This window comes from Bacillus atrophaeus (assembly GCF_039519175.1).
Taxonomy (GTDB): Bacteria; Bacillota; Bacilli; order Bacillales; family Bacillaceae; genus Bacillus; species Bacillus atrophaeus.
The window spans coordinates 3277787-3293289 of record NZ_CP154443.1 but is presented as its reverse complement, the minus strand read 5'-3'; the positions used below and the strand labels follow the sequence as shown (position 1 = coordinate 3293289).

The 15503-nt window shown below is 35.5% G+C and carries 18 protein-coding genes and 6 pseudogenes; 2 read left to right on the top strand and 22 right to left on the bottom strand.

All coding sequences use genetic code 11. The annotated features are described in order from the left end of the window. Window positions 1-101: 101 nt before the first annotated feature. The 5 genes and pseudogenes from AAHT65_RS16545 to AAHT65_RS16525 form a co-directional block, all read right to left on the bottom strand. Window positions 102-710 carry a hypothetical protein gene (locus AAHT65_RS16545; protein WP_268500277.1) on the bottom strand — a complete coding sequence of 203 codons (609 nt, stop codon included), beginning with the start codon at window positions 708-710 and terminating at the stop codon, window positions 102-104. A gap of 95 nt (window positions 711-805) precedes the next feature. Further along, the gene (locus tag AAHT65_RS16540) at window positions 806-967 is read right to left on the bottom strand and encodes a hypothetical protein (protein WP_343310522.1); all 162 of its coding nucleotides are present in this window, start codon (window positions 965-967) and stop codon (window positions 806-808) included. After that, window positions 948-1073: pseudogene (locus AAHT65_RS16535) on the bottom strand (helix-turn-helix domain-containing protein); the annotation flags it as partial. The gene AAHT65_RS16540 and the pseudogene AAHT65_RS16535, both read right to left, overlap by 20 nt. Before the next feature lie 183 nt (window positions 1074-1256). Continuing rightward, entirely contained in the window at window positions 1257-1640 is a 384-nt protein-coding gene (locus AAHT65_RS16530) for a UPF0715 family protein (protein WP_268500276.1), read from the bottom strand. 96 nt (window positions 1641-1736) lie between these two features. Next, window positions 1737-2399: a hypothetical protein gene (locus AAHT65_RS16525; protein ID WP_343310521.1), complete on the bottom strand. Its 663-nt coding sequence runs from the start codon at window positions 2397-2399 to the stop codon at window positions 1737-1739. Between the two features lie 262 nt (window positions 2400-2661). Here AAHT65_RS16525 and AAHT65_RS16520 point away from each other — a divergent pair, with 262 nt between their 5' ends. After that, window positions 2662-3165 (top strand): DinB family protein, encoded by a 504-nt coding sequence (locus tag AAHT65_RS16520; protein ID WP_003328666.1) that lies wholly within the window; start codon window positions 2662-2664, stop codon window positions 3163-3165. A gap of 304 nt (window positions 3166-3469) precedes the next feature. Here the strand turns inward: AAHT65_RS16520 and AAHT65_RS16515 are convergent, their stop codons facing one another. From AAHT65_RS16515 to AAHT65_RS16505, 3 genes and pseudogenes are all read right to left on the bottom strand, one after another. Next, window positions 3470-3745: a hypothetical protein gene (locus AAHT65_RS16515; protein WP_343310520.1), complete on the bottom strand. Its 276-nt coding sequence runs from the start codon at window positions 3743-3745 to the stop codon at window positions 3470-3472. After that, window positions 3726-3914, bottom strand: a pseudogene (locus AAHT65_RS16510) (aldo/keto reductase); the annotation flags it as partial. The gene AAHT65_RS16515 and the pseudogene AAHT65_RS16510, both read right to left, overlap by 20 nt. A gap of 128 nt (window positions 3915-4042) precedes the next feature. Continuing rightward, entirely contained in the window at window positions 4043-4753 is a 711-nt protein-coding gene (locus AAHT65_RS16505; protein WP_343310519.1) for a YjjG family noncanonical pyrimidine nucleotidase, read from the bottom strand. 1054 nt (window positions 4754-5807) lie between these two features. Between AAHT65_RS16505 and AAHT65_RS16500 the strand changes: the two genes are divergently transcribed. Further along, window positions 5808-6764, top strand: coding sequence for an alpha/beta hydrolase (locus AAHT65_RS16500; RefSeq protein WP_343310518.1), 957 nt, complete (start codon window positions 5808-5810; stop codon window positions 6762-6764). Between the two features lie 151 nt (window positions 6765-6915). Here the strand turns inward: AAHT65_RS16500 and AAHT65_RS16495 are convergent. The 14 genes and pseudogenes from AAHT65_RS16495 to AAHT65_RS16435 all read right to left on the bottom strand — a co-directional run. Further along, window positions 6916-7283 (bottom strand): annotated as a pseudogene (locus tag AAHT65_RS16495) (DNA polymerase); the annotation flags it as partial. A gap of 37 nt (window positions 7284-7320) precedes the next feature. Beyond that, a pseudogene (locus tag AAHT65_RS16490) lies at window positions 7321-7422 on the bottom strand (phosphopantothenoylcysteine decarboxylase); the annotation flags it as partial. Window positions 7423-7508: 86 nt separating this feature from the next. Then, complete coding sequence (locus AAHT65_RS16485; RefSeq protein ID WP_343310517.1) at window positions 7509-8573, bottom strand: NADH:flavin oxidoreductase; 1065 nt, start codon at window positions 8571-8573, stop codon at window positions 7509-7511. Window positions 8574-8795: 222 nt separating this feature from the next. Then, on the bottom strand, window positions 8796-9113 hold the full coding sequence (locus AAHT65_RS16480) for a thioredoxin family protein (RefSeq protein WP_088117252.1): 318 nt from the start codon (window positions 9111-9113) through the stop codon (window positions 8796-8798). 106 nt (window positions 9114-9219) lie between these two features. Then, window positions 9220-9285, bottom strand: a complete 66-nt coding sequence (locus AAHT65_RS21690; RefSeq protein ID WP_368073955.1) for a hypothetical protein — start codon at window positions 9283-9285, stop codon at window positions 9220-9222. 447 nt (window positions 9286-9732) lie between these two features. Then, window positions 9733-10194 carry a GreA/GreB family elongation factor gene (locus AAHT65_RS16475; protein ID WP_343310516.1) on the bottom strand — a complete coding sequence of 154 codons (462 nt, stop codon included), beginning with the start codon at window positions 10192-10194 and terminating at the stop codon, window positions 9733-9735. 33 nt (window positions 10195-10227) lie between these two features. Next, window positions 10228-10470: pseudogene (locus tag AAHT65_RS16470) on the bottom strand (MFS transporter); the annotation flags it as partial. 6 nt (window positions 10471-10476) lie between these two features. Next, the gene (locus tag AAHT65_RS16465) at window positions 10477-11679 is read right to left on the bottom strand and encodes an MFS transporter (RefSeq protein ID WP_088117250.1); all 1203 of its coding nucleotides are present in this window, start codon (window positions 11677-11679) and stop codon (window positions 10477-10479) included. 150 nt (window positions 11680-11829) lie between these two features. Further along, window positions 11830-12345 (bottom strand): OsmC family protein, encoded by a 516-nt coding sequence (locus AAHT65_RS16460; RefSeq protein ID WP_343310513.1) that lies wholly within the window; start codon window positions 12343-12345, stop codon window positions 11830-11832. Window positions 12346-12464: 119 nt separating this feature from the next. Then, window positions 12465-13124, bottom strand: a complete 660-nt coding sequence (locus tag AAHT65_RS16455) for a carboxymuconolactone decarboxylase family protein (RefSeq protein ID WP_343310512.1) — start codon at window positions 13122-13124, stop codon at window positions 12465-12467. A 100-nt stretch (window positions 13125-13224) separates the two neighbouring features. Next, window positions 13225-14160 (bottom strand): thioredoxin-disulfide reductase, encoded by a 936-nt coding sequence (gene trxB / locus AAHT65_RS16450; RefSeq protein WP_088117247.1) that lies wholly within the window; start codon window positions 14158-14160, stop codon window positions 13225-13227. A 43-nt stretch (window positions 14161-14203) separates the two neighbouring features. Beyond that, window positions 14204-14545, bottom strand: a pseudogene (locus tag AAHT65_RS16445) (thioredoxin family protein); the annotation flags it as partial. Between the two features lie 35 nt (window positions 14546-14580). After that, complete coding sequence (locus tag AAHT65_RS16440; protein ID WP_343310511.1) at window positions 14581-15015, bottom strand: OsmC family protein; 435 nt, start codon at window positions 15013-15015, stop codon at window positions 14581-14583. 54 nt (window positions 15016-15069) lie between these two features. Next, a complete protein-coding gene (locus AAHT65_RS16435; RefSeq protein ID WP_088117244.1) occupies window positions 15070-15405 on the bottom strand; it encodes a thioredoxin family protein in 336 nt (111 codons plus the stop codon). Window positions 15406-15503: the final 98 nt, after the last annotated feature.

Below are 15503 nucleotides of genomic sequence, written 5' to 3'. Positions count from 1 at the left end.
AACCCCCACCGTTCATTTTTTATGAACGGTTCTTTCATATTCTCAGTAATACCTCTCTCTTTCTTTAAAATCGTAGTTTTAATTAGTATGCAAACAACAAATTAAGACATCATTTCCTCCATATAATCCATGTAAGAATCATGCGTCATTGCTTCAACATCAGGATCGATAATTTCAAGGGAAACTTCAAATCTCGCTTCAGATAACAATAAAATTATTTCTTTCTCATATTCAGAAAAGAAAGAAATGGTCATCTCATACGCAGCTTCTAAATTCTCGATAAACAACTTAAACTCATCTTTATCCATATCAATTTCATAATGAGTGATTTCATTTCTTTTTTTGTTTATGTATAACAATGCACTCTTGAAATTGTCAGGCACTTTCTTTTCACACAATAACTCCAACCTGCGTATTGCTTCATAAAAACCTACAGTGCTTAAGTTTGGATTTACCTCAAACACATTTTTCTTCTGTTTCTCAATCATTTTTTCTTTCGCAGACATATATTTATGAATATCAGAGAATATCAAAAACTCATTTTCTTCCTTCAGTACATGTTTAAAAAGTAATTCATTTGCATGATTTAAAGAAAGAACTGCATCTTTAACTAAATGTTCACCACCTAATACAATTTCCTTATATTTCTCTAAAGAATTATAAGTTGATTTTAGAGAATCGATTGCATTCTGCAACAAGGTAAACTTCATATTATGCCCCTTTTTAAATAGTTTATTAACTTGGTTACATGTACGCATTCTATATTTATTAACTCTCCATAAATTAATGATTTTATTTAAACACCTTAAGTATAGCCTGATTTGTCAATAGTCACGAGATGTTCTATATCTTCGTAATGCTCTGCATTCATAACCTCAAAAATATCAATGCCAAGATTTTTCTTCAAATGGCTTTTTGCATGCAAAACAATCATATTGTCAGCATTAATACCATTCCATTTCGTCATTATAAAGCTTTCTGACGGTCGGATACTCATGATCAATATCTCTGGATATCTGCCTGAAGCTGATCTTTCTTTCGTCTAATAAGGGCTTTAAGTTTGATTTAATCAATCGTCCTCACCTCTGATTATTCCGATTACTTAAAATGATCATTGAACTTACAATTAAGGTCAAAGCTATTCACTCCCCTTGACCCAGTGGAATATTAAAGGATAGTCATCTGGCTCTCATGGTCAAATTATAGGTGATATATAAGGATTCTTTCCTCCCTTAAGATTGAATTATGAACTTAAGTTACTTAGCTGCTATTTTTGCCTTGTTTTGCAGGAAAACTGAGTCCCAGACCCAAAAGATTAAAGCAAATGAAATGCCAAATAAATAAATTTCGTATCCCATTAGAAAGTCTATGGTGGTCTTTGGGTCAGTGGTTACCGCAAAGATTAACCATACTAAGAAGGAAAAGAATATGTATATGAGTAAATATTTCAGGCTAAACCTTTTTGGATTGCGATTCAAGAAATATTGAACAGGTACAGCAAAGATTAAATAGAAGATAAAGAGAATAACACTTATTAAGAAGTATGGAATGTAGCCATCATAATCAATGCCCAAAACATAGACAACAGCAGCTGATAACGCAGACAAGACATGAACAATAAAGATCCTTAAAACTTGCATGTTTATAACCCCTTTCATGTTAAAAGCTTCTTCAACATTGTCTAGACCCCTCCTTAAAATCACTTTAAAATCCATGTTTTAGAATTAATAAGTGTTTTATCTATACAATACAATACAATACAAATCAACCCCTATTCGAATAAAATGATTCTCCTCCAAACTTATTTTCTCACTTTCGATAATTTTCCTTAAGCCTGATAAATAAATTGATTCAACCACCTGAGGTGTAAATTTCATTATGATCTTGAGAAAAGTTTTAAATATAAAAGCTGCTACAAAATCCTTTTTAAATTCCATATATGCTAAAGGGTTTTTCTTAGCAATTGTAATTTCAGCTAATATTGTTGGAGCGCCTGTTACCTTTGCCCAAAGTGTACGATGAGTTCCATCACCGTTCACAGCATAAAAGTCATCATCTTGAAAGTAAATTAACCTTACTGGAGATTCTTTATAAAAGCTTTGAAATTCTTCTAGAGTTTGTTTTTCTAAATATTGATAAGCTCTGTTAGATCTTCTAATATCAATATTTGATCCCTTTCTACAGCAAGCATGGTCAAACCATGATAAGCCGCTTGAGCCTCTACAGCCTAGACTCTTTATTTTAGAAAGAGGTATATGTTTAAAAACCGGTTTCTCATTTTCAAATTCTTTATAATAAAATAAAAATGGGTCTTCATTAAAATTAAGAGTACTCTTTATATCCTTTATATGCGAGTCTGAAACACCTTTTTTGAGTAAAATTTCCTCTAATTCCCTCAAACCTCTCACCCCCATGACTAAAATAAGATTTGATGATTATCTTCGAGGCCTAATATCCTAACTCCTGTTATGTTTTTAATTCCATTAAAACTGCTGTTTTATTCAGAATCCTTATGAAATAAGCCGTGATATTTATAAGATATTGCGATGCCTTTTTTCCTTAGATAATTCTTGTTTAAAGTGTTGTTCTTTTTAACTAAACGGGGAGGTATAATTAAACTAGGTTCTTAAAGAAAACAAAAAAATAATAAGGAGGATTCTTGTGTTTCAAAACTTAGACCATTTTTTAAAATCTTGGGAATTCGAATCCGATGCTACACAGAAACTACTAAATAGCCTAACTGATGAATCACTTAAACAAGAAATAACCTCACAAAATTGGACTTTAGGACGCATCGCCTGGCATACTGTTGCTGCCATTCGCATAATTACCTCAAACACTGACTTAACGTTTCATGCCCCAACTGAAGATTATCCTGTACCTACTTCGGCTCAGTTTATAGCAGACAGCTATCATCAAACCAGTAATGCATTTGTACAAGCATTAAAAACCCAATGGACTGACCACACACTTCAAGAACGTATCAACTTTATTGGTCAACAATTAACAAATGGTTCACTTTTGATGTTTTTGATTCAACATCAAAATCACCATCGAGGACAAATGACTGTTCTTATGAGACAAGCAGGATTAACTGTTCCAGGTATTTATGGTCCAGCAAAAGAGGAATGGACAAAATTTGGTTTGGAACCCCCACAAATGTAATCAAACTTTTTTATAAAGAAGTTAAACCATTGCAATATATAAGAGCATGTTTTGATCAATCTTTTTTCAAAACATGTTCTTTCCTTTTGTTCTTTTATCAATGTTCTTAAGATCAATTTGATTAATTTTTATTCAAAACCTATACATTGCCGTGCGTATTCAGGATTATAAAGAGACTCATTGATAAAGTGACTATATATGACTTATTCCGTTTTTCACAATGTTTGCACTTTATTTGACCACGCTTTATTTCATCCAATTTTTCACGTCTCTTTTCTGTTTAAAATTGTTGTTTTAAACAATCTTACAGTCGATTTTCAACATCATTTTTATAGTTTGTTGCGTAGAAATATCCATCGGTACATTCAACTTTTACAATTGGTGTAAATTCATCTTTGTTATTTTCGTTTACTTCCTTATATTCATAACCTTCAATAACCTCATTATCTAAAATGTATTCATATGTTCCTACGCAGTTAAATGTTGCTCCAATAATTTTCATTGCTTCATAAGTGCTTTTATTTGTTTTAACAAATTCCATTTTCATCATTTCCCTTCTATATAAAACGCGTCCATCCATTTTTCTCTGCCACATTCAACGCTTTTAGAAACTGCCATGCATATGCATACATGGCAGAAGCAACTATGTATCTCGCTTTACCGGCTTTTACAACAGAATGTAATGCTTCCATTGTCTCTTCGATGAACGTGTTATAATCCCAACGGTGGATGATATAAAGGTCTACATAATATCATTCACTGTATAACGGTATAGGGAGTGTATTTTAAACCCATATAAAAAAGAGTAACCGTATTAGTCACCCTTAAGAGTTTAGTCAGCTTACTTATACCAAGCTGTTTAAATTTGAAAAGCGTATTAACAGCTGATGATTGGTTTTTCTACATTCAAAATGGAATAAAGCTCATCAAGCTGACGGATGTGATAGGTTGGATCAACAGTTGTCACATTCAACTTCATTTCAGAATTAAACCAGCATGTGTCGATTCCGGCCAACTGTCCACCTTTTATATCCGCTGTTAAAGAGTCGCCGATTATTAATGTGTCCTCTTCTGAAAAATGTGGAATCCGTTCAAAAACATAATCAAAGTATTCCTTCATCGGCTTTTGAAAGCCCGTGTCTTCAGAAACAAAAACTTCTTTAAAAAACGGAAATAATCCTGAGTCACGGAGACGCTTATACTGAGTCTGAGAAACGCCGTTGGTCACAATATACAAATCAAACTGACGATGCAAGTTTGTTATTAATTCAAAGGCACCATCAACAAGCTGATGCCCTTCTTCCAGATAGCTACGATATTTCATCTCAAGCATGGCTCCATTGGCATCATGTCCGTATTCGTTAAGCAAAACGGAAAAGCGGGTGTTCACCACTTCATCACGATTGATTTTCCCTTCTTCAAAGGATTTCCAAAGACTTTGATTGATTATTTTATAGCGAGATTCGATTTCACTAGTTAAGGGTATCTTCATATCCTCAAAAAGCAAGCGCAATGCTAATTTTTCTGCTTCGCCAAAATCCAATAGTGTATCATCTACGTCAAATAATAAAGTGCGATAGTGTTTCAAAGGTCTGTCTCCCTTCTGTATTCGGGTCCAAGTATAGCACAATTTATGGAATGCAGAGATTAGAATAATCGCAAACGCTAAGCGTGCCCATATTCACAAGGTGGGTAAGTGTTCCGAGATTTATAATTACCGACGTTTTCGGTACCACTAGTCCTTAATTACTCTTTTTGAAATTTTTCATTTGAATCCCACCTTCTTATATTAAAACGGTTTAATATTATGAAAGTTACATTGTTTATCTTCCCTGCAATAATAAAAAGAGTCGCCAACAGGCAACTCCATAATAAATTTCATCGTCTTAGTGTCTTCAATGCGTCCATATAGGATTATCCTTGCTCTCAACATTCTTTGGTTTAAATAAGTCCTCCCTATGTCTATTCTTATCCTTATATACAACATCTTCTCTAAAGGAGATCCTGGAGCTACCGGTGCAACGGGAGCTAAAGGCGTACAGGTGCAGCTGGTAGGGCGGTCTATCCTCATATGAATTAGCTGTGCAACAAGGATTCACAGGAACATTAGATGAATGGCTTGCTTCATTAAAAGCAACCAATTAGCAATATTATCCCCCACTTGTAAAGTGACAATAAAGTTATTTAATTTTAAAACCTCAAACAAGCATAACGCCGTTCTAAATTTAGGAAAGGGTTAAAAAATAGTTGTTTAATCTTTGATGTCAAATACTTAACTGTACTTAAAAATATAACAATAAAGTTGTTTAAAAATCTAAGTTTTATTCAACAATATCGCCCTTTTGTGGAATAACGAATATAGCTAGCTTGATAGTATCTTTCAGCTATATAATGACTTTTTAACATACTCTCTGAGGAAGCAAGTAAGACGGGAGTTCTTAATGCGGCATGAAACCACTTTGTCCTAAATCACCTGCTTGTATCATTAGTTGCATGAAACATCCTCCTAAAAAGAAGATTTATTTTTCGAATATTCTGTTGACGATTATAACATATCCACTTTACAATTTGATTGTGGTGTTTTATCACAATTAAACTACTTAGAATACACTTCACTAACAATTACAAAGAGGGGTGTTAAAATGCAGAACCGAGTAAATCCAGAGTTATTACAAGGATTAGAAATGTTTCAAGACCTCGATTTACGCCCAGAGAACTTGCAAGCAATCAGAGAAGAAATATCGCAAATGAGACCAGCTACCGTTGTTGATGAATCCCTTTCATTAACAGATGAAGTCATTGTAGGACCTGATGCTAATCCATTACCATTAAGAATTTATCGTCCAAAATCAAATAATGAATCCTTACCAGTCCTGTTATGGATACATGGTGGCGGTTACATCTTAGGGTCTATAGATGATAATGATGATACTTGTATGAGATTTGTAAAAGAAGCCAACTGTGTGGTCGTTTCTGTAGACTACCGTTTAGCTCCTGAACATCCTTATCCAGCACCAATTGAGGATTGTTATGCAGCATTAAAATGGATTGCTGATAATGCAGAGCCATTAAACATTGATTCGAATCGAATTGGTGTTGCAGGAGCGAGCGCTGGCGGTGGACTAACAGCAGCATTGACATTATTAGCCCGCGATCGACAATATCCTTCTATTTGTTTCCAAATGCCACTCTATCCAATGATTGATGACCGAAATAATACACCTTCTACGAATGAAATTAAAGAAGGATTTGTTTGGAATCAAAAGACAAATGAAGCTGGCTGGGAAATGTATTTAGGAGAAATATATGGAACGGATAATATTCCTGCCTATGCAGCCCCTGCTCGAGCAGAAGATTATCGTAATTTGCCATACACCTACACATTTGTTGGTCAATTAGATCCATTCCGCAGTGAAACATTAACCTATGTAGCCAAACTTGCGGAAGCTGGTGTTGATGTCGAATTTCATTTATATCCTGGGGCCTATCACTGGTTCGAAGGATTAAATCCAAATGCCGACGTATCTATTCACGCTGTGAAAGAAATGATACAAGCAGTAAAGACTGGTTTCGAAAGAGCAGCTAAGGTAAAGGCTTAATCTCTTTACAAAAGAGACACTCACAAATAGTACACATCTGTGAGTGTTTTTACCTTTCAAACATGTATCAATTTGTTTTCAAGATACTTCCTTTGCCCATTAATCATTGAATAAGGATCAAGTGGTTTCCCCTTCTTTTAAAGAAGGGGTTTTATGTTTTGTGACTGCCTGTAAATCCTGCTCGATGTAATGCAGTGCCCGCCCGGTGTGCAGGACACTGCTCTGAGAATTGCTTTAGATCCATATTTGCTTCTTATTCCATACATCACAAAGCCTAATTTCCTTCTTTTCTCGTTATCCACCTCAAAAAGGCTCAACTGCTGATTCACATCATCTTCAATATTAGATATAGTAACTGAGATACTCCTCACCGTTTTCCCTTCATAAAACTTATTAAAGAGTATTAAATAATATTTATAAATATCCATGGTGATATTTGTAGAGCTATCAATGGTTTTTGATCTGTGGAATCCTCCATCCAAACTCGTCTTTGCTGTACCCTATTCCTAAGCTGACGGTCTCAAATTGAGTTAAACGCATTTTTTCAGGAAGTTTTAGCCGTGTAAACTAAATAACACCCAATTGTACCTTTTGCTAAATTAGTATACCCTCTAACATTATCCCATTTTTCAAGTGTCCCTCCACTTGTTATCAAAATCTATTTTCCTTTTAATAAACTCATAAAATCACCTTTTTTGAAAAAAATCAATCAAAATGGGTTCTTTATTATTTTTTAAGCTCGGTTTAATATAATGTTTCAATTGCCTCACGCGTAAACGGAATTAATTCCTCTGTTCGTCCATCTCGGATCTTGTTTACCCAGTCAGGGTCAGCCAATAATGCGCGACCCACAGCTATCAAATCGAATTCTTCACGTTCTAATCTCTCGATCAAATTGTCCATTTTGTTGGCTTTGCCATTGGCCTCTTCTCCAGTAGCGAAGAAATCCACGAAATCAGCGCCATCAAGACCGACAGATCCAACTGTAATTGTTGGTTTTCCTGTCAGTTTTTTAATCCATCCTGATAGATTCAGTTCAGATCCTTCAAATGCAGGTTCCCAAAAGCGACGAATAGATGCATGAAAGATGTCAACGCCTGCATCAACTAATGGCGTTAAGAAACGTTTTAGTTCTTCTGGAGTTTCTACTAATTTTGCTGTATAGAAATCATATTTCCACTGTGAGATTCGCAACGAGATTGGAAAATCTGGTCCAACAACACGTCGGCAAGCTGCGATGACCTCACTCGCAAAGCGTGTGCGCTTAACTATGTCGCCACCGTATTCATCGGTACGTGTGTTTGTTTTTTCCCAAAAGAACTGATCGATTAAAAATCCATGGGCTGCCATAATCTCAATGCCATCAAAACCAACCTTTTTAGCATTGGCTGCTGCCTGTGCAAAAGCTTCAACCAATTCCAAAATTTCTTGTTTTGAGTAATCATTAGCGTTGCCTCGTGCACCCATGTGCCACAATTGAGAGAAAATTTTCCCACCAGCCTCGTGTACCCCATCAACTACTTTTGACCAACCATTTAGCGCCTCTTCTCCGTATAAGTACGGTACGTCCTCCTGCCATGCTGGCACCTCGGATGCAACATCAGGATGGTTGATAAACGTACCCTCTGTCACAATAAGTCCAACACCATTTTCAGCTCTACGACGATAATACGCAGCGACATCCTCCCCTGGTACTCCATTTGGAGAAGAGTTTCGCGTCATAGGTGCCATCAAAATACGATTAGATAGTTTCAGATTTCCCATTTCGAATGGTTTAAAAAGAGCTTCAACTGACTGAAAATTATTCATAAAAACCTCCAAGTTTTATACTTTAAGACTTATTCATTATGCATTAACTCCATGATCAAGAGCAGATCCGACTTTCAAGGGAGTTGCTACCATAATTGATTCAACTTCTTCTTTGGAACCTCTATGTTTTTTAACTTGTTTAACATCGACTTGATTAATAATTTTTTTCCTCTAATTCCTTTTATCCGTACCTACCGTTTGGTACAATTTTATGTTAGCAGATTAAGCGGACAAGCTGTTAAGAAATGTTTCGATTTCTTCTTGTGTTTTCCGAGCCTTGCTAACAAACCGCCCTGCTTCTTCTCCGTTATGATAAGCGATAAAACTTGGAATACCAAATACATTCAGTTCGATGCACAAATCAATAAAGTCATCCCGGTCTACATAAATAAACTGATATTCCGAATAATTTGCTTCAATGTCCGGCAAAATTGGCTCTATCGCCCGACAGTCTGGGCACCAGTCCGCTGAAAACATAAAGACAACGCGCTCTGTTTTTTTTAACTTCTCAAATTGATCCATTGATTGTAATTTTTCCATCAAGATTCCCTCCAGTTTTTTCATATACATAATCTTTGTATTCTTTAGCACGTATAAGATGTTGGATATCATCTATATTATCCATTTGAACTTCTCGCATCCATCCTTAATCATAAGGGGATTCATTTACATATTCAGGACTATCCTCTAATTCTGTGTTTACTTTTAGAATTTAAAGGATGAGCTAAGTTCGGAGTAGTTTTAATGGACTCCACATCACCACAGCTATTGTTTATCGTTAATCAATTCCCTTCCTCGGGGGATCTAAGAATACAATTTCATCAAATCGTTGTTTGAGCATAATCTGTAATCCCCAAACGTACTCGATCTTCAACTTTTGCCCAAATAGGGTCCTTGGAATAATACAGTTCTGTTGGTGTAATCACTGTAACCTCCTTCTATCAACAACTAAACTTTTTGTACCTACCAGTCGGTACAATATTATATTAGCATGCTTTTTTAGGTTTTTGCAACCCTGTATCTTTAAAATAAAAAGACTAATATTCACCATTTTCATTCACAAAACACAATAGATGTACAGATTCATTGTTACTACCAACCATCATCAATTATCTACCTTATTTAAAATAGAGTACAACAGAGTAGCTTAAGAAAAAAATCACTGTATTTCAGTGATTAATAAATGCATCATTCCAGAAGGGGTCATGACTATTACATCATCATTTAATTTGTGACCAATTAGACTTTTTCCGATTGGAGACTCATCGGATATATACTTTTCAGATAAATGTGATTCTGCGGGACTAACAAGTTTAAGATGCATTTCATATTTTCCTGTCATTTCTTTAACAGTGACAATGGATCCGATCCCTACTTCTCGTATATTTGCATTTTTAATTATTTTTGCTTGCTTTATAATGTATTCCAAATCATTTATTTTCTTTTTAAGTGTAGCAAATTCATCTACTGAAATTTGATACTCAGGATCTTTATTAAAATCACAAAAATTTCTGCTCTCTTGAACTTTTTCACTAACTTCTTTCCATCTTTTTTTCTTTAAATAAAGTAATTCTTTCTTCAACTCATTATAACCAGCTTCCGTAAGTAACTTCTTGTCCACCAATCATTCACCCTCCTTTACCCAAACTACTTTTCTCGGCTTTGTTGGTTCTGTTACATTTTGCATAAAGAATGCACCAAACACTAATGCGATAATCAGTAACGGTAGTGAAATCCGGAAAATCCATTGCCATGTTAAAGTTTTTAAGATTAAGCCTGATACTGTTAGTCCAACAGCTGGTTTGACCTTAATTACAAGCTTCATAATTCCCATGGAACTTCCGCACTTATGCAGTGGAATAATAACAAGAATGGTGTTAAAAAACAAAATGAGTACATCGGTTTAATGTTTATAACGGATAAGAGAAATCATTGCCAAAACTCCTATAACAGGACCGATCGCAAGGATGGAGAATGCCCATTTCCACCCTACAATATCTTCAAAGACTGGAATCAAATAAATAGAAAAGACTGTCATAAGAAAACCTATAGCCATTTGAAATGTCAAGGCAGTTCCTACACATTCTGATTTTGTGAAATCTGCAACCATTGCTGAAAATTGTGCCGAATCTGCAACAACTGATATCCCCCAAATGATTGCTACAATAACGGTAATCCAAATAGAAAGACCAAAGGTAAGTCCGATACATATAGAAGATACAGCACTAACAATCATGGCAATCATAGAAAGTCGTGCTTTTCCAATTTTATCAGCATATAATCCACCTATTATTGAACCTATAGCCCCCGAAATTCCAATTGTTAAAAATGCGAACAGTGTACTGGCCTCTTGTGAAGCTGTCCCCTCTAAGGATGCTTTAAAGCTGGCTGTTAAGAAATAGGGAAGCCATGTCCACATAGCATACAATTCCCACATATGACCGAAATAGCCATAGTTAGCTAACATTACAGGTCGATCTTTTAAGATATATTTGAGTGTATGCATCGACACAGTAGCCACTTCTTCTTTAGACTCCGGAGCATCCGGAAGACCCCAATGCATAATACCAGCTGCGACCAATGCTAATAAAGAGCTGACCAGCATTAATATCTTCCAGCTGACATTCGGAATAAATAAATTAAAAAGATGTGGCAATGAAGAACCTAATGTCAGAGCTGCAATTAGGATTCCAATACCAAATCCTCGTCTATCTTGAAACCAAGTAGAGAGTAGTTTCACGGCAGTAGGATAAACACCTGCCATAGTAATTCCTGTTAGAAAACGTAAACTTAATCCCACTACCATTCCAGTGCTTAAAGTAAATAAACTATTGATGACAGCTCCGAATATACAGGCAATAGCAAATATTTTTCTTGGGTTATAACGGTCTGCCAAACCTAGAATAGCAAAACAAATGGCTCCAATAATGAACCCAACCTGTACGGATGTGGTCATCCATGACCCTTCTGTTGCACTCATTCCCCATTGACGTTCTAATTGGGGAAGAACGGCTGAAGCGCTAAACCATAAACTGAGGGCAAATAGTTCAGCCAATGCAATCAAAAATAGAGCTCTCCATCTATTAATACTGTTCACTTCAGACATAATGGGGTTTTTTCCTCCTCTCGCGTTTCCAATTCTACCTGCAACGTATGAGAACGTAGACATTACGCATGGAATATGTCGCGTATATCTACGTTCTTTTTAAAATTGGTTATACAAAGTAAAGTAAGATCGACCCTGTCATAAAGCTTTTTACTTATTTCGTTTAAAAGTTGAATTTACTTGAACATTTCTTTCTAATGAATTTTTCACAGGCGAAATTTCCATTGCTTTTGAAACTAATTCTTCAAGTTGTTTATCGTCTGCATCACTATCTATTGTGAATTGAACATCAATTTCGTTAAAACCTGGATTCCCTTCTTTTAAGCCCAAAAATACATTTAAATCTAATTGTCCTGAAGCGTTAACTTCTAATGAATTTACCTTAATCCCCATTAAACTAGCTGTTGCAATAAATCCAATTGATAAACAACCACCCAATCCACTTAATAAAAGTTCAACTGGATTTGGACCCTTATTAGATCCTGATAACCAATTTGGCTCATCAATCAGAACGGGTTTGTGATCACCTACTTGCGCTTCAGCGTAAAATCCATCTTTCCATTTTACCGAAGAAGACCATCCTGCCATTCCTTCCTCAGGATTTTTCTTATAATTTTCTACTAAGTTTTCAATAACTTTTGTATCGACTCCATTAATTTTTGTCATTTTTATATCTCCTTCATTTTGTTTTTTTATAAGGATTATCTCTTTCCACTTTCGTTATCTAATAAAAGTTTTTAGCGGGAATGACACAGCTGCCATCAGTACATCCCCCTCCATAAGACTTATTCATCATAAGCAACTAATGCATTAACTCCATGAGAAAGAGCAGATCCGGCTTTCAAGGCAGTTGCTACCATAATTGATTCAGCAACTTCTTCTCTCGTTGCTTTCGCTTTTTTGGCTGCTTTAGTGTGGATATCAATACAGTAAGGGCACCCTGTTGTATGCGCCACTGCTATAGCAATCAACTCTTTTTCCTTCACACTAAGTAATCCCGCCTTCATCGCTTGTTGGTCAAATGTCATAAACGCTTTAAAGGCATCTCCATCTAAGTGAGAAAACTCTTTTAGTCGGTTGATATAAGGAGCTCTAAATAATTCATCATCAGCTGTTCCATCAAAAGCGTTTAAAGCATTGACACCATGAGCAAGAGCAGACCCTGCTTTCAAGGCAGTTGCTATCATAATTGATTCAGCCATTTCCTCCCTGGAAGCTCTATGTTTTTTAATTTGTTTAACATGAAAATCAATACAATGGGGACATCCAGTCGTATGAGCAACAGCAACTGCAATTAATTCCTTTAATTTAGCTGTTAACTTTCCTTCAGATAACGCTTTTCTGTCAAAAGCTACAAATGTTTTAAAGCTTTCAGGTGAAAGTGTACTAAATTCACCTAAACGGTTAAAATGTGATTTTTTGTATAAACTATCGTTCTGATTCATAATTTTCCCCTCTAACTTTTTTATTTCACACCTAACTGTACCTACTATTCGGTACAATTAGGTGTGATGATATATTACCAAAATAGATCAGTGCTGTTTCTTATGAATTCTCAAGGTTTTCAATATAATGTTGGACGCTTTGAGCTGCTATTGATCCATCACCCGTAGCTGTGACAATTTGGCGCAGGGTTTTATCACGGATATCTCCAGCTGCATAAATACCAGGAATCTTTGTAGCCATTGCTTCATCCGTCACTACATATCCTTCTTCATTGGTTATATCTAAGTTTTTGAATGCACCATTTAACGGAAGTGTACCCACGTAAATAAATACACCATTTGCAGGGAATTGAGATTGTTCCTCTGTTTTTGTATCTTTTAACGTTACTGTATTCACTGTTCCATTTCCTGCATTTATACTTGTAACTTCTTTATTCCAAATGAATCCAATCTTTTCATTGCTAAATGCTCTTTCTTGGAGTATTTTTTGCGCACGCAACTGATCTCGACGGTGAATAATGGTGACTTTTGAAGCGAAACGTGTAAGATACACAGCTTCTTCTACAGCTGAGTCTCCTCCACCTACAACAACAAGTTCACGTCCTTTAAAGAATGCTCCATCACACACGGCACAATATGAAACTCCTAGACCACCAAGCTCATTCTCCCCTGGAACTCCAAGCTTTTTATGGTCTGCCCCAGTAGCGATAATAACAGATTTTGCATAGTATTCTTTCTTTGTAGTTACTACTTTTTTTAAACGGCCTTCATCTATAATTTCTTTTATATCTCCATATTCATACACAGCACCAAACTTTTTGGCGTGCTCAAACATTTTATTAGAGAGGTCTGGACCTAAAATATGATCAAAACCAGGATAATTCTCTACATCCTGCGTATTAGCCATTTGTCCACCAGGTATTCCACGTTCAATAAGCAATGTGTTCAAATTAGCACGTGAAGTGTAAACTGCTGCTGTCATTCCAGCGGGACCTGCCCCAACTATGATAACATCATAAATTTTCATTTTCTCCAATATGTTCTCCCTCCTTTAAAAGAATTCATTAATGCACATTTGATTAAAGGGACTTAATTTTTGAAACTTCTTCTTTTAATTGCGCAATACCAACAATACCAGCAAAAGGTTTTTCGAATTTATTATTAGAATACAAGCGTGTATTAGGGATACTCATTACACCAAATTCTGCAGCAAGCTCCGGATTCTCATCCACATCAACTTTAACAACTTGTACTTTATCACCAAACTCTTTGTCAAACTCCTCTAGTGTCTCAGCAAAAACCCGGCATGGTCCACACCAAGATGCTGAAAAGTTTAGTAAAACCACTTTATCTGTATTTAAGTTCTTTTCTAAATTACCATCTGTTACTTTGATTATAGTCATTTTGTTTTTCCTCCTGAGTTGTAAAAAGCTTTTTTAATAATTAATTGAATCGATTAAAGAGTAGACACTCTACCTTTGACTTCTATTTCTACGCCTGCTTTTTTGATCATGTTACCTACTATACATGCTCTATCAGCTGCTTCATTCACTCTTTGCATTGACTGTACTTCTTTTTCTGTTGCATCAGCAGATAAAACAACACGAGGATAATGGATAATATCATAACTACTGTCAGAAGCAACCATCTCAGAATCAACCTCAATACTCACTACTGGCAGTTTTCTTGATTCAACCATAGAAACTAATGTTGCTACATAACAAGCTTGTACTGATGACACAAGGATTTCTTTAGGTGATGCTCCTTCCCCATTACCTCCATACTCTGTTCCTATAGCAATGGGTGTATCAATATATTGAGATTTGATGGTGCCGTTTCCTTTTACTCCACCTTTCCAAACAGCATTCAGCTTTACATTCAAATTAGACATATTAAACACTCCTTTAGTTTTTGGCTGCCATACTTTTTTAACATTGTTAAAACATCATGTTGTATATATTTTACTTACTCTTTCTAGTCTTTTTTCTAATTGTTCAAAATGAACAAAGCGTGCTTCTCTCAAATATTCAGTTCCTTCAATGAATAAAAGGAGTGCAGGAACCGTAAGAATTGAAAACCTTGAGGCTATCTCCTCTACGTTGTAAGCATTGATATACCCTAATTTGATATGTGGAAATTTATCCAATAAATCTCTGAGTTGAGGCAAGACTGCATGGCATACTCCACAATCCGGCCTTGAAATATACAAAAAACTAAATTTATTATGATGGATAAAGTTATCTATTGAATCCAAAGATGTTAATTCAACTGCTTCTACCATTAGATCTCTTCCTCCTAATACTAGTCTTTAATAGGATTAAACTTAAAATTGCCATTGCTAAAGAGATCAGATCAGTTTTAGAAGAGAAGTTAGAGTTT